The sequence below is a fragment of the Arthrobacter sp. 01T419 genome (assembly GCF_056398865.1).
This window is the reverse complement of record NZ_JBFTQF010000006.1, coordinates 182,144-196,039: the sequence shown is the minus strand read 5'-3', so window position 1 is coordinate 196,039 and position 13,896 is coordinate 182,144. Positions and strand designations below refer to the sequence as shown.

The following is a 13,896-nucleotide window of genomic DNA, read 5'->3' as shown; positions in this document are numbered from 1 at the left end:
GCCAGATGTGAGCGAGCGTCAGCGGGAAACACCCCAAAAGTGAGCGAGCGTGTGCTTAAACGACGACGGCGCCTGTCACCTTCACGTGGAAGGTGACAGGCGCCGTCGGGCGTGTTTTGGGGATTACCCCGGAACTAGAGGGCTGCGAAGACCTCGCGGAGCAGCTTGGCGGTCTCGGACGGCGTCTTGCCGACCTTCACGCCTGCAGCTTCGAGAGCTTCCTTCTTAGCCTGTGCCGTACCCGCAGAGCCGGAGACGATGGCGCCTGCGTGGCCCATGGTCTTGCCCTCGGGGGCGGTGAAGCCCGCAACGTAGCCGACAACCGGCTTGGTGACGTTGGCCTTGATGAAGTCGGCTGCGCGCTCTTCAGCGTCGCCACCGATTTCGCCGATCATGACGATTGCCTTGGTCTCCGGGTCAGCTTCGAACGCAGCCAGGGCGTCGATGTGGGTGGTACCGATGACGGGGTCGCCACCGATGCCAATGGCCGTGGAGAAGCCGAGGTCGCGCAGTTCGTACATCATCTGGTAGGTCAAGGTACCGGACTTGGACACCAAGCCGATGGGGCCCTTGCCCGTGATGTTTGCCGGGGTGATGCCAACCAGTGCTTCGCCCGGGGTGATGATGCCGGGGCAGTTCGGCCCGATGATGCGGGTGATCTGCTTGCCGTCAGCGTCCACGGTGGCCTGGGCGAGCGCCCAGAACTCGGCGGAGTCCTGAACCGGCACGCCTTCAGTGATGACAACAACCAGGCCGATGCCTGCTTCGATGGCTTCAACCACGGCGGACTTGGTGAATGCCGGCGGAACGAAGACGATCGAAACGTCGGCGCCGGTTTCCGCAATGGCTTCCTTGACGGTGCCGAAGACGGTGATTTCCTTGTCGCCGTGCAGCACCGTGGTGCCTGCCTTGCGGGCGTTGACGCCACCGACGATGTTGGTGCCGGCCTTGAGCATCAGGGCGGTGTGCTTGGTGCCTTCGCCGCCGGTGATGCCCTGGACGATGACCTTGGAGTCCTTGTTCAGATAAATAGACATTGTGAGGTCCCTTTACTTCGCTGCGTTGGCGAGCTCGGCGGCCTTGTCGGCGCCCTCGTCCATGGTGGCTGCCAGGGTAACCAGCGGGTGGTTGGCCTCGGCCAGGATGCGGCGGCCCTCTTCGACGTTGTTGCCATCGAGACGGACGACCAGCGGCTTGTTGGCGTTGGAACCAAGCTCGGCCAGTGCGCCGACGATGCCCTTTGCCACAGCGTCACACGCGGTGATGCCACCGAAGACGTTCACGAAAACGCTCTTGACCTGCTCGTCGCCAAGGATGACGTCCAAGCCGGCGGCCATGACCTCAGCGGAAGCTCCACCGCCGATGTCCAGGAAGTTGGCCGGCTTCACGTTGCCGTGGTTTTCGCCTGCGTACGCAACGACGTCGAGGGTGGACATGACAAGACCGGCGCCATTGCCGATGATGCCCACTTCGCCGTCCAGCTTCACGTAGTTGAGGTCCTGCGCCTTGGCCTTGGCCTCGAGCGGGTCAGCTGCGTCCTTGTCCTCAAGCTCGGAGTGGTGGACGTGGCGGAAGTCGGCGTTCTCGTCCAGAGAGACCTTGCCATCAAGGGCAACGATGTCGCCGGCGCCGGTCTTGACCAAGGGGTTGACCTCAACCAGGGTCGCGTCTTCCTTCTTGAAGACGTCCCACAGCTTCAGGATGACGGAAGCAACCTTGCCACGCAGTTCCTCGGAGAAACCGGCCGCGGCAACGATTTCGTCAGCCTTGGCCTGGTCGATGCCGACTGCGGGGTCGATGGCAACCTTGGCGAGTGCCTCGGGGCGCTCAACAGCAAGCTGCTCGATTTCCATGCCGCCTTCAACCGAGCACATGGCCAGGTAGTTGCGGTTGGCCCGGTCCAGCAGGACGGAGAAGTAGTATTCCTCAGCAATGTCGGCGCCCTGGGCGATCATGACCTTGTTGACGGTGTGGCCCTTGATGTCCATGCCAAGGATGTTGGTGGCGTGCTCAAGCGCTTCGTCAGCGGACTTTGCGACCTTGACACCGCCAGCCTTGCCACGGCCACCGACCTTTACCTGCGCCTTGACGACGGTCACGCCGCCGATGTTCTCGGCTGCAGCCTTTGCTTCTTCAGGAGTGTGCGCCACGATGCCGGCGAGCACGGGTACACCGTGCGCTTCGAACATATCGCGCGCCTGATATTCAAACAGGTCCACGGTTTAGTGTCCTTCTACGTCGAAGTAGTTTCTGTACAGCCGGAAACCACGGTGACCGCGAAAACCGGCTGCGGATAGGTGCGCATCGAACGGCCGCCAGGCAGCCGGTCACATTGCGCAAGTTCCTCTCGAACTTTAGCCCCCCGGGGAGGCCAGCCGGTTCTACAGTACCCGTTAAGTGAGTAACCACACACTTCTATCGGCCGTAGAAAAACCGCTATATGACGCGGTTTTCCAGACCATCGGGCCTGCGTTGTGTTAGGACGGCCTTGTGTAGGACGGCTGTGGCGAGGACGACGGACCCGGACCCCCGGCGGGCTTTCCGCCGTCGGAAATCAGCTGGTAATCGGTTCGGCTGACGAAGAATGCCACGCCAGCGGAAACGTTGCCGCAAGCGACGCCGCCGTTGTACGCGGAACAACGCAGGCCGTTACGCTCAATGTTCTGCCCGTCTTCCAGGACGGGCAGCCGCGAAATGGGCCCATTGCGGCTTCCTTTGGGTCCGAATTCGGATTCCATGTGGGTCACCCCGGAACGGCACGCACCGTATACGGCTTTGTCTGGGCGCAGGAGTACCGTTCCGCCAAGGTAACCCAGCCCCGTCCCGCCGCAGTCATCCTTGATGTCCGCCGCCTGCGGCTTGGGGTAGACGGCCAGCTCGCATTGCACCACCGGCACGATCGCGAGCTTATTGTTGGCGTTGTCCGCATAGGAGTTGGGCTCGTAGGGAAGGTCCAGGTGCTCGCCGCGGGCCGACGTCATGGCGCACACCACGTTGTGATCGGCCGTGACAAACGCCAGCGTTCCATCGGTGGACGCCAGCGTGCTGGGCTGCGAAACGGGTGCCTGGCGGAGCTGCTCCAAGGGAGGCAACGGCGCCGGAGGAACATAGTTCGGGTCCTTGGTGGACACGGAGCAAGCCGTTGCCAACAACACCAAACAGGCGGCCAGAATCCCCAAGACAGTCCGTCGCATGGCTCCCATTATGCCCTGCGGGCGGAACTGGCCTTAGGAGTCCAGTTTGGTCAACGGCGCGTAACGCAACAGCAGCCGTTTCTCGCCGACGTCGAACTTCACCTTCGCCACAGTCTTGTCACCGGCGCCCTCGACGCCGATCACGGTGCCGTTGCCGAAACTGGTGTGGTTCACCTTGTCCCCCACCACGACCGCCACCACTTCCTTCTGCGGCTGCACACGACTGCGTACGACGGCGGCCGGCACGTCGGCGTCGAACCCTGCGGTAGCGCTGGCGGCGGCCCCTCGGGAGGTGCCAGCGCCCCAGAAGGACCCGCCGTAACGGTTGGAACCAATGGGCGCGTTTCCCCAGCCGCCCCCTTGGCGGGACATGCCTTCTCGCTTCCACTCGACGAGATCGGTGGGGATCTCCTCAAGGAATTGGCTGGCGGGGTTGTATTGACTCTGGCCCCACATGCTGCGGACTTCCGAGCGGGTCACATACAGGCGCTTCCTTGCACGGGTGAGTCCCACATAGGCCAGGCGGCGTTCTTCCGCCAACTCCTTGGGATCCGTAGCGGAGCGCTGATGCGGGAAGAGCCCGTGTTCCATGCCGGTCAGGAAAACCACGGGGAATTCCAGGCCCTTGGCCGTGTGGAGGGTCATGAGCGTGACCACGCCCATCCGCTTGGCCTCTGCCACCGCGGCGGCTGCGTCCTCGGAGGATCCCTCCGGGGCGTCGGGGATCTGGTCGGCATCGGCCACGAGCGAGACTTGCTCCAGGAACTCGCCCAGCGAGCCTTCGGGGTTGTCTCGCTCGTATTCCCGGACCACGGCCACCAACTCGGCCAGGTTTTCCACCCGCGATTCGTCTTGCGGATCGGTGCTGGCCCGAAGCCCGGCAAGGTAACCGGTCTGTTCGAGGACAGCCTCAAGGGCGGCCGCAGCACCTGAGCCGGTCGCCACCTCCGCCAGGTCATCCAGGAGCTTCACGAAGCCCAGAACCGCGTTCACGGAGCGGGTGGCCATGCCGGGAGCCTGGTCCGCCTTGCGTGCCGCGGACATGAACGACGTACGCTCGCGCTCGGCGAGGGTGGCCACTGCGCCCTCGGCACGATCGCCGATACCGCGCTTGGGTTCGTTGAGGACGCGACGCAAATTGACGTCGTCGTCCGGGTTCACCAGGACGCGAAGGTACGCGAGGGCGTCCTTGATTTCCTTGCGCTCGTAGAAGCGGGTGCCACCCACCACCTTGTACGGAAGGCCCACGCGGACCAGGACGTCTTCAATGGAACGGGACTGTGCGTTGGTGCGGTAGAAGATGGCGACATCGCCGGGACGCAGGCCGTCCTCGTCCTGGAGCCGGTCGATTTCCTTGGCGATGAACTGGGCTTCGTCGTGCTCGTTCTCGCCCACGTAGCCAATGATCTTCTCGCCGTCGCCCTCGGCCGTCCAGAGTTTCTTGTCCGGCCGGTTCGGGTTGCGCGAAATGACGGAGTTGGCGGCGCTCAGGATGTTCTGCGTGGAGCGATAGTTCTGCTCCAGCTTGATGGTGCGGGCGTCCGGGTAGTCATTCTCGAATTCGACAATGTTGCGGATGTCCGCACCACGGAAGGCGTAGATGGACTGGTCTGAATCGCCGACGACGGTGAGCTCGCTCGCGTGGGGACCTTCACCGACGATTTCGCGGACCAAAGCGTACTGGGCGTGGTTGGTGTCCTGGTATTCGTCCACGAGGACATGCCGGAAACGACGGCGGTAGGACTCTGCGAGCGCCGGGAAGGCCCGGAACATATAGACCGTTTGCGCGATGAGGTCGTCGAAGTCCATGGCGTTGGCCTGGCGCAAGCGCTGCGTGTAGCCCTTGAAGACCTCGGCAACGGCCTGTTCGAAAGGTTCGTTGTAGTTGGCGCTGGAGGCAAACGCGTCGTCGTCAATGAGCTCGTTCTTGAGCGCCGAAATCTTGTGCTGGATGGCTTTGGGCGCGAAGCGCTTGGGGTCGATGTCCAGGTTCTTGGCCACGAGCGTGATGAGCCGCAGGGAGTCCGCGGAGTCGTAGATGGAGAAGTTGGAGTTCAGCCCCACGTTGGCAGCCTCGCGGCGCAGGATGCGCACGCACGAGGAGTGGAAGGTGGAGATCCACATGGACTTGGCGCGGCCGCCCACCAAGGCCTCGATGCGTTCCCGCATTTCCGCGGCTGCCTTGTTGGTGAAGGTAATGGCCAGGATCTCGCCGTGATGGGCCCGTCCGGTAGCGATCAAGTAGGCAATGCGGTTTGATAACACTCGGGTTTTACCCGAACCTGCGCCAGCCACGATCAGCAAAGGGCTGCCGGCATGTTTGACGGCTTCCTCCTGCTGCGGGTTCAGTCCTTGGAGCAAAGCCTGGGCAGAGGGCAAGCCCGAGTGGCCCCGACCGTGCCCACCACTGGATGCGTCGCCGTCGGGAGTCCCGCCCCAGGACGCACCGCTACCGCCACCGGCCGCACCGGGTTCGGCTTGACGCCCGAGCTGCGCGCCGGCGTCGGGCAAGCCTCGTTCGAAGTCCGGCAGGCCACCGCCGGCGCGCGAAAGCATGGCTGGAGCGGCCTTGGTGGCAGCTCTGCTGGCAGCTTTGAAGGGGCCATCTGCGTACGGGTCAAACAACATATCCATGGTGTTTACCAGTCTAGGCGGTGGCTCTGACACTGGATGTCCGGATACCGTTCCCGAGGGCGAAACTTCTGAAGCGTGCCCTGGCGGGGAAGGCATTGACGCAAGACCTGCTGATCTTTCGCAATGTCCCGTCAAATAGCAGCTCTGCCGGGGAATAACGAGGTTCGGGTGGCCTCCCCCACTTATGCTTCTTAGAAGCCACAAGTTCGCAGGCTTAGGGACACATCCGGGGGAACGGCATGCGCAGAAAACGAGGGATTTGGCGTACGCGCCGGCCCGGGGTGGTGTCGAAATTCGGCACCACTCTGGGATTGTGCATCGCCACGGTGGCAAGTTTGTTCATGGCTGCGACCAACCGGCTCCAGCCTTGGGAATTCGTGGCCGCATACCTCGTCTTGGCCGCGCTCTTCTTTTGCTTTGCACTGATGCTCCACTCGGATGCGTGGCCCCAGCGCGTGGGGATTCTCGTCGGCCTGATCCTGCTCGCTGAACTGTTGGGCTCCTCGGAACAACGCGACGAGCTCAACCCCACCTTCCTCCCCTACAGCCTGGTCCTCGCGGCAAGTTCCGTGCTCGTCTTTTCGATGCGCAAAACCTGGCGCTCGGTGATGTTCACGGCCATGACGTTCCTGGTCGTCCTTGGATACACCGTCCTGTCCGCCTTGGTGATAGGCGTCCGCCCGGCGAGCGCTTTCATTCTGGCAGCGGCGTGGGTTATCACCTTGGCAATGCGGCTTGGCGGACCACGCGCTTTGGCCCAGTACTGGGGCGATTTCGCCGTGCGCCAAGAGTCCGTGGCGGCCCACATCGTCGCACAGAACCGGCGCAGTTCCGCAGCCTGGAACGCGAGGCATCTGCACGACACCGCCTTGCGCACGCTCACCGTGATCGGTCGCCAAGGGGCCGGGGCTTCCTCGAAGGAACTGCGGGAAATGCTCGACGGCGGCGCCTCCGCAGAAATCGCGGCGCGGCGTGCTTCACCCTCCCCGGGCACAGCCGGCGCCAGTTTTGCAGCAATGTCCCCGCCCAAGGTGACCGAACCCGGCGACCTCGCCGCTCGACTGCGGCTAATCGCCGAGAAGCGGGCACGGGACGGTTTCAGCGTCGAGATCCATGGGATGACCGGACCACTGACCGCGACTGTCCAGGCTGCCTTGCTGGCGGCCGTGGATGAATGCATCCTGAACGCCGACAGGCACGCTGGCGCAGGGCATGTGGATGTGCTTCTGTCCCGGACTTCGGACCACGTGTCAGTGGTAGTCAGCGACTCCGGTTGTGGATTTGATCCTTCGAAGCTCCCCACCGACAGGTTGGGCGTCAAGGAATCCGTTCTCGCACGGATGCGCGATGCCGGGGGCCGCGCGCGGGTCTTTTCTGCCCCTGGGCGAGGAACCACGATCCTGTTGGAAGCGGTGAACGCATGACGATGCCGGCTATGTCGCGGACCAGCGTGGAGGGACCACTTTTCGTGTCCCGGGAGATTTTGACGACAGCCTGTTTCGTGCTGTGGATCCTCAACTTCTATCTCGCACTAGGAACCGGCAACAAAGGCGGCGCTGCCCCTTGGCACGTCTTTGCTTCCGGTTTGGACCTTTTAGGGCTCCTCGTTGCCGTGCACGCATCCGATGCCGGCACCCAGCGGGATCGGCTGACCACTCTTCGTGCCACGTGGCTGGTCCTGATTCTGGGCGCCAGTTGGTGCGCAATGTTGGCTACCACGCCGGATACGGGTCTGGCGCTGATCGGAGCGAACGCGCTCTTCTCCGCGGTCTCTGTTCTTCTTGTCTCCCATCTCTGGAACCTTCGTGGATTCATCGCCCTCACCGTCGCGATTGGAACTGTCAGCACAGGCCTCTACACCGTCACTCCTGGCGCCGACCCGCGGGCAGCATGGAACATCCTCTTCCTGTCGCTCCTTCCCGGTTTCGTCGGATCGGTGAGCGTGTTGCTGCGCAGGGACGCCATCCAACGGAAGGGTCCTGGCTGCCTGAGCGAGCGGCTGGACGCTTTGACAGAGGCCATCGACGCCACGACTTCAGTGCGCGAGCTTGAGCTGGCCAGCACCAAGGCGCAGATCGATGAGCTGTTTGCCAAAGTGGCGCAGGCACCGTCCGTGCCCTTGGACCCGGAAGTGGCCCGGGAAGCGCGGGAACTTGCGGGTAATTTGCGCCAGTTATTGATGGAGGAATGGTCCGACAATTGGCTCACAGAAGCATTGGAACTGGAGGGCCTCGGCGGCAGTGCGATTGTTGCCCAGCCCGCTGACATTGTGGAAGAGCTGCCGGAGAGCTCACGCCCGGCCATCCTGGCCGCCACCATGCTGATGACTGTGGGCGCCACGTTGCGCGGCACACGCCTAGGCGGCATGTACCGGCCAGGCACCGCTCCACGGCCAAGGGCGGCGCACCGCATCCATTTCTTCGCCGAGAAGTCCGGCCGGGACGGCTTTCGCCTGACATGGCGCATCAGCGGAGTGCACAAGAGCCATCTCTCCCCTTTGTTGTGGACCGAGCTGGCTTCGCTAGGCCGTCCAGAAGCGCGCAATGACCGTGGGGGCTGCAGCATCGTGGTTGAGACGGCAGGGTGGCGACGTTGAGCACTATTGAGTCGGCTGCGGTACTGTCCAGCTCCGTCCCAGCAACCGACCCGGTTCCGGGCATCCGGGTTCTCATCATCGACCCCCATCGGCTCTTGATCGACTCCTTGTCGCAATGGTTGATCGTGAACGCTCCCGGGATCACTGTGTTGGCCGGGACCTCTGCCTGGCCACTTGGAGGCCAGGTGCCCGGCGGCGCTGGAGCCAGCGCGGATGTCGCCGTCGTCGGTGAACTGCGCGGGGGCGAGCCCGGCAGTATTGCCGATGTTGTGACTTCGCTGCGGGAATCTGGAATGCAGGTGGTCCTGCTGGCGGACCAGCAGCCTGCGATGGCCATCAGTTCAGCCCTCGACGCCGGTGCTCTGGCCATTGTGCCTAAGTCGGCTGATCCCAGCCACACCGCTGCCGCGATCCGCGCCGCGGCAGCCGGCCGCCGATACTTGCACCCGAACGTCGAGGACATGCTTGAGTCGACTGCCCATACGAGGGTGGAGCTGTCGGCCAGGGAGCGGCGGCTCGTGGAGCTGTACCTTGGACCCATGCCTCGAGGCACAAGGGAAGTCGCGGAACATTTGGGGATCAGCGAGCAGACGGTCAAGTCCCACTTGCATCGGGTCCGCCAGCGCTATGCCGCCGCAGGCTTCAGCGTGGGGAACATCATCAGCCTCCAGGATCAGCTTCGCAAAGACGGCTGGCTTGGCTAACTGACCTGCGGCTGGGCCCGGGAGGTCGACGCAAGGATGCTCACCAGGGCAACCAAGAGCGGAACGCACAATGCCGACATGAACCCGGCAACAATCATCTGGCTGTGGATTTCCGGTTGTCCTTCCATCATCAGGACAACCCAGAATTGCGCCCAGCAGCCGAGGACCATCACCACGGCAAGGCGTCCGATTCCCGAGCTGCGTCGAGCACTCACGGCGAACCCCAGCAGCAAGGTCAAAAGGTGGAGGCCAACCAACGCAACTGGCGCCGCCTTCATGGCCGCGTACAGGCCCAGGACCAGGGGCACGCGGCGTTCTTTGACGCCCGGTCCTTGGCCCGAATCCGCCAGGTACGATCCCGCATAGCTGAGTTCGGGCGTGAGCAGAGCGCTGACCCCCCGCTCTCCCAGGCCGATCAGTCGTTCTGGGTGCGTGACAAAAAACGCGGCGACCTTGCCGAGGTTGATCTGTTCCCCAAACTGCGGATAGCGGGGGTTGTACACCGCAGAATTGATGGAGTCCATGCTGCTGCCTGCGGCCGTCAGAAAACTCCGGTCCAGTCCCAGCCACTCCAGATCCTCGGCGGGATCCGGGCTGCTGGGCAGGATCGTCGCGAAGACAGTGCTGTAGAGGTTTACTTCCGTGGCGCGTTTGGGCTGCACCGCGAGGAACGCCAGGGCAACCGCCGCGATGGCAACCACGGCAGCCGCAGGCACCACGAACGCCCGCCACCGTCGGGGAGCCCGCCCGGGCGGCGCAAGCCCAACAGCAGGTGCCTCCCCGACGGCGGCTGCCGAACCGCCGTCGGGCCCTTCCCGAAGTGGCCCTTCCGGAAGCGGCCCCTCCGGCAGCGCACGTTCGGCTTCCGCGCGCCTCCGGGCGCCCACAGGCAGCCAAAGGAGCGCGAAGGCAACCACCGGCAGCCAAGACACCATCTGCGGCTTGGCCCAGACCGTGAACGCGGCTGCGAAGACCACCATCAGCGCCGGTGCCCATCGCGGCCCGCGGCCGTTCCAGTAGTGCAGCAGCGCCACGGACAGGGCAAGGATTCCGAGGAATGCAGCCGGCTCGCCGTAGGGCGACACGAAGAAATCCGCGAAGATCCCGTCCGCCATGACCAGAGTGACCAGCGCAGCGATCAGCACACGGAACAGGGTCCGCCCCGGCAACGCCGCCACGAGCCCCGCAATGAGGGCGCCGAAAACAACGCAGCAAACAATCCCCACGGCGCGCGTATCAAGGCCGGATCCCCAACCAAGCACCGGCGTGAGCCACTTGCCGAGCCACAAGAGCAGCAATTGCGAGGAATAGACAGGTTCTCCGGATCCAGGGAAACCGCAACCCTCGCCGTAGTACTGTTGCGGCACCCAGCCCGGATGGATGAACTGGGCGAAGTCCTGGTAGCCCCACGGCCTGACGTTCCGAAGGCCCAGTGAACAAACGAGCTGATGACTGGATCCTTGGTCAGCCATGCCAACGGGTTCGGGAAGGAACAGGCGGAGGATCATTGCGAGCGCCGCAACTGTGCCGGACAACCCGGCAACCCCGCGAACGCGGGGTGAGCCCAGCTCACCAGGCCCGAACATCCTGGCCAGATAGGCAGCAGCGGAGCGAAGCGCTTCAACAGTCCCGCTTTTCCCTCGGACCGGTTCCGGGGCGAACGTCGTTGTTGGCACGCGGGTCTCTGAATCATCCTGCCTGGCTTCAACCATGTTTCTGCCCTCCTGCCGGCGCGAGCGTGCCGGTGATGGTGCTTGGACTGGACTGCACGGGCGCGACGGCGCACCGGACCGTGTGCGCGTTGCCCACCGTCCGGACGACCGGACGCAGCACGATTCCGGCAGGGAGTACGTCCGCGCCGAGGAACTGCAAGGCATACGGCAGGCAACGCGCGTTTCGCGCGGCCGGTGTGGTCACGCTGCCATCCAGGTTGAACCACGCACTGATGTCTTCGCCGGTGTGGGGCTCGGTGCAGGGAACATCGACGCCGTCGTCGCTCAGTCCACTGCCCGCGGGTTCCTGCCGATAGCACAGGCGCAATGTGGCCGAGTCAGGGCCAGCCATAACGCCCCTCAAATCCAGAGTGGTGGCGAGCGGGGTGCCGTCTTTCGCGGCCAAGAGTACGTCGCAACGTACCGCCCGGGCGCCGCGCTCCCAATCGTCGCGGCTCGGTGCGTACCCGGCGATGACCAGGCCGGTTGTACCGTCGCGTTCACCGGCGGCCAAGTACTTCCGGAGCGAGGCAACATCGCACAGCCGGGCGGTGACCGTCTTAAGCTCTTGTTGTCCGGGCCGTGTTCCCCGTCCAGCCAAGGGAGCCGGAACCTGCGTGATCTTGAATGTCTGGGCCGTGTGCGCATCCCCACAGGCAACAGGCGGGCTGGGTTCGCTGACGGCGTCAAACTGTTCCGGGGACACAATCAGGTGGCAGTCGCCCACCGCGGGGTTCCCGGTCGATGCTCCGGGCAGGGTCTGGTTGCATCCGCTGAGGACCCCGGCAAGCAGTAACGCTGCTACCGAAAACCTTCCCCATCCCGCTAAGCTACGCGGCACGCCGCCCCCGGCTTGTCTTGCCTGCGCGGACCAGGACGATGATAGCCGCCACAAACCCGATGATCACCACAAACGAACCGAAGAAATGGTGCATGATGCTGAACCCTTGCTCGCCCCACGCCTGCTGTGCGCCGGCAATCATGAAATACCTCAAGGCGTTGCTGAAAACCACAATCAGCAACGACGCAAAGGCAGCACGGGCCAATCGTGGCACCGCGATGCGGCCCATGAGGAACAAGACGCCAGACAAGACCAGGATGGGAGCTATCAGCACCGAGCTGGAACACAATCCCGTCACCATCAGGGCGAACGGGTGACCGCCGCCGATGTTGTGGAAGATGATGTCGCGAACGCTGTAGGACGAGCCGCCGAGCGCCCGGTCGAACACCCAGGCCATGGCCCACGCCTCGAAACTACGGATGTGCTCTTGTTGCAACATGGCCAGGACGGCCGCCGCCAAACACGCCACGCCCGGGAGAAGACCGCCCTGGCCCGTCTGGAGCCTTGCGGAACGTGGTCTCTGCGGGATCCCCGCGGAGTAATCGGCACTCGTGGACACTAGGCTTCCTTCGCTAGCAACTGGGCGTCGTTCTCATTGTTGCGGCGGGTTTTTGCCCAGCCGTGCCGTCCGGTGACCAAGCGATATGTTGCCCTCAACACGGATACGTAGTTTTGGTACATGTAGAGCCAATAGCCCACTCCCCAGAGGATTCCCACTGCCCAGTTCCTGTCCGGGGCTGCCTGCAGGCGGTAGACGGGACCCCACAGGGCGAAAGGCGCAATGCCCGTGACGACGATGAGCGGGATAATGAACCAGGACGCGGCCAGCCAAGCCTGGAAGCCGCCCATCGTGAGGGAGCCTTGGGCCACCATGCTGACGAACAGAGTGGGCCACAAGACCAGGCCCAACATCTGAATGAACGGTTGGACCAGGAAATAGCTCGACTCGATGGCCCCGATGTTGCTGAAGTATGGAGAATCGAAAATCCGCCCGAGATAGCTGCTGCACTGCATCCCTCCGTGGCACCAACGGGTCCTCTGCGTCACCAGACGGCGTAGCCCAGGGAGCGCTTCCTGGGCCACATGCGTGTCATGCATGTACACGGTTTTGTAGCCGCTCAGCATCACGTGTATCGCCAGCTCGTAATCTTCCAGGAGGGCACCGTGCCACGGCTGCCCGGAAGTCCTGGCAATCGTGTCGAGGGCCGAAAGCCGCGTGAACTGGCCATTCCCACCCAGGCCAACCGTCAGGGTGTGGCGGCGGAGGGACTGCATAGCGGCGATGGTGGTGCGGAACTCCATGTCCTGCATGAGGATGAGGTACCGGGCGAATCCCTGCTTCACGCGAGCCAATCCGGTGGCCGTCTTCAGTGACGGGTCATCCACGTTGGACATCCACACGGCGGTCTGCGCGGCTCCCACTTCAGGATCACCGAAAGCGAGTGGTCCCGCCGCCTGCCGGAACGCATTCCCCGCCATCAGCCCGTCGGCGTCGAGCACCAGGACGATCACCGAGGCGCGGTCGGTTTCGGATGGCAGCCACGAGTCGAGGGCCCGATATGCGGTGTTCAGTGCATCGCCTTTGCCGGTGCGGGCCATGGGGCGGAAGCGGCGCACGAGATGGATCAACGGATCCGCCTCCGATGCATCCTGCACGATCCGGGCCGTGTTGTCGTCGCTCGCGTCGTCCACTACCCAGACGTGGGCCTCCGGAAATTGTCCCCTGAGCTTCTCAAGGGTGTGTCCGATGACCGTTTCCTCGTCCCGGCACGGAATGAACACGTGCCAGGCGAAGCTGCCCGGTGCGCCCTCCGGATCCGGCTTGCGGCGCAGGAACGGAACCAAGATCACGCTGATATAGGCGAGGAACACCACCAACAGCACGAACGCCAAAGCTTGCGCGGACTCGAGTACTGACATATCTCCCCGATGGTGCTTTGCGGCTGTTTGGGCCGTTTCAAGAAATGGTGAAGCGGGGCGGCCCCTGGTGTGGGGCCGCCCCGCGTTTGCCGTACTAGGAGTGCTTGCGGCCGGCGGACCGTTGTGCGGTCTTGAGCCTGCTGTTGCGCAGGATCACGAAACCGGTCACCAGCAACGCGACGCCCAGAAGGATGGCCCAGCCGAGGACCGGTGCACCGGTGAGGGCCAACGTTCCGCCGCCTGCCACCGCTCCCCCTGTCGTCAAGCTATTTCCGTACATGTGGGAAGTCCCTTC

At 63.8% G+C, this 13,896-nt stretch carries 12 protein-coding genes; 3 read left to right on the top strand and 9 right to left on the bottom strand.

Annotation, left to right across the window (positions count from 1 at the left end):
- Positions 1-134: 134 nt before the first annotated feature.
- The 4 genes from sucD to pcrA all read right to left on the bottom strand — a co-directional run bounded on the left by sucD (position 135) and on the right by pcrA (position 5,828).
- Complete coding sequence (sucD, locus tag AC1DLO_RS12220) at positions 135-1,037, bottom strand: succinate--CoA ligase subunit alpha (RefSeq protein WP_184737777.1); 903 nt, start codon at positions 1,035-1,037, stop codon at positions 135-137.
- Positions 1,038-1,049: 12 nt separating this feature from the next.
- On the bottom strand, positions 1,050-2,219 hold the full coding sequence (sucC, locus tag AC1DLO_RS12215) for an ADP-forming succinate--CoA ligase subunit beta (RefSeq protein ID WP_476890132.1): 1,170 nt from the start codon (positions 2,217-2,219) through the stop codon (positions 1,050-1,052).
- A gap of 258 nt (positions 2,220-2,477) precedes the next feature.
- Positions 2,478-3,203 carry a hypothetical protein gene (locus AC1DLO_RS12210; protein ID WP_476890131.1) on the bottom strand — a complete coding sequence of 242 codons (726 nt, stop codon included), beginning with the start codon at positions 3,201-3,203 and terminating at the stop codon, positions 2,478-2,480.
- A gap of 24 nt (positions 3,204-3,227) precedes the next feature.
- Entirely contained in the window at positions 3,228-5,828 is a 2,601-nt protein-coding gene (pcrA, locus tag AC1DLO_RS12205; protein WP_476890130.1) for a DNA helicase PcrA, read from the bottom strand.
- A gap of 341 nt (positions 5,829-6,169) precedes the next feature.
- Between pcrA and AC1DLO_RS12200 the strand changes: the two genes are divergently transcribed.
- From AC1DLO_RS12200 to AC1DLO_RS12190, 3 genes are read left to right on the top strand one after another with little or no spacing between them, the layout of a single operon-like run.
- Entirely contained in the window at positions 6,170-7,252 is a 1,083-nt protein-coding gene (locus AC1DLO_RS12200; protein WP_476890129.1) for a sensor histidine kinase, read from the top strand.
- Positions 7,253-7,263: 11 nt separating this feature from the next.
- Positions 7,264-8,424, top strand: a complete 1,161-nt coding sequence (locus AC1DLO_RS12195) for a hypothetical protein (protein ID WP_476914489.1) — start codon at positions 7,264-7,266, stop codon at positions 8,422-8,424.
- Positions 8,421-9,128 carry a sigma factor-like helix-turn-helix DNA-binding protein gene (locus AC1DLO_RS12190; protein WP_476890127.1) on the top strand — a complete coding sequence of 236 codons (708 nt, stop codon included), beginning with the start codon at positions 8,421-8,423 and terminating at the stop codon, positions 9,126-9,128. The genes AC1DLO_RS12195 and AC1DLO_RS12190 overlap by 4 nt, the downstream gene beginning before the upstream one ends.
- On the opposite strand, the gene wsfD is transcribed toward AC1DLO_RS12190, so the two are convergent.
- The 5 genes from wsfD to AC1DLO_RS12165 form a co-directional block, all read right to left on the bottom strand.
- On the bottom strand, positions 9,125-10,840 hold the full coding sequence (wsfD, locus tag AC1DLO_RS12185) for a glycan biosynthesis hexose transferase WsfD (protein WP_476890126.1): 1,716 nt from the start codon (positions 10,838-10,840) through the stop codon (positions 9,125-9,127). The genes AC1DLO_RS12190 and wsfD overlap by 4 nt on opposite strands.
- On the bottom strand, positions 10,833-11,681 hold the full coding sequence (locus tag AC1DLO_RS12180; RefSeq protein ID WP_476890125.1) for a septum formation family protein: 849 nt from the start codon (positions 11,679-11,681) through the stop codon (positions 10,833-10,835). The genes wsfD and AC1DLO_RS12180 overlap by 8 nt, the downstream gene beginning before the upstream one ends.
- Positions 11,671-12,240 carry an exosortase S gene (xrtS, locus tag AC1DLO_RS12175; RefSeq protein WP_476890124.1) on the bottom strand — a complete coding sequence of 190 codons (570 nt, stop codon included), beginning with the start codon at positions 12,238-12,240 and terminating at the stop codon, positions 11,671-11,673. The genes AC1DLO_RS12180 and xrtS overlap by 11 nt, the downstream gene beginning before the upstream one ends.
- Positions 12,240-13,601, bottom strand: coding sequence for a glycosyltransferase family 2 protein (locus tag AC1DLO_RS12170; protein WP_476890123.1), 1,362 nt, complete (start codon positions 13,599-13,601; stop codon positions 12,240-12,242). Before AC1DLO_RS12170 ends, xrtS begins: the two co-directional genes overlap by 1 nt.
- Positions 13,602-13,695: 94 nt before the next feature.
- Positions 13,696-13,881 (bottom strand): hypothetical protein, encoded by a 186-nt coding sequence (locus AC1DLO_RS12165; RefSeq protein WP_184737799.1) that lies wholly within the window; start codon positions 13,879-13,881, stop codon positions 13,696-13,698.
- Positions 13,882-13,896: the final 15 nt, after the last annotated feature.

Bases quoted from the DNA above. Each gene is read 5' to 3' on its own strand.
- sucD (WP_184737777.1), bottom strand. From the start codon at position 1,037: ATGTCTATTTATCTGAACAAGGACTCCAAGGTCATCGTCCAGGGCATC.
- AC1DLO_RS12210 (WP_476890131.1), bottom strand. From the start codon at position 3,203: ATGGGAGCCATGCGACGGACTGTCTTGGGGATTCTGGCCGCCTGTTTG.
- pcrA (WP_476890130.1), bottom strand. From the start codon at position 5,828: ATGGATATGTTGTTTGACCCGTACGCAGATGGCCCCTTCAAAGCTGCC.
- AC1DLO_RS12200 (WP_476890129.1), top strand. From the start codon at position 6,170: ATGGCTGCGACCAACCGGCTCCAGCCTTGGGAATTCGTGGCCGCATAC.
- AC1DLO_RS12195 (WP_476914489.1), top strand. From the start codon at position 7,264: ATGTCGCGGACCAGCGTGGAGGGACCACTTTTCGTGTCCCGGGAGATT.
- wsfD (WP_476890126.1), bottom strand. From the start codon at position 10,840: ATGGTTGAAGCCAGGCAGGATGATTCAGAGACCCGCGTGCCAACAACG.
- AC1DLO_RS12170 (WP_476890123.1), bottom strand. From the start codon at position 13,601: ATGTCAGTACTCGAGTCCGCGCAAGCTTTGGCGTTCGTGCTGTTGGTG.
- AC1DLO_RS12165 (WP_184737799.1), bottom strand. From the start codon at position 13,881: ATGTACGGAAATAGCTTGACGACAGGGGGAGCGGTGGCAGGCGGCGGA.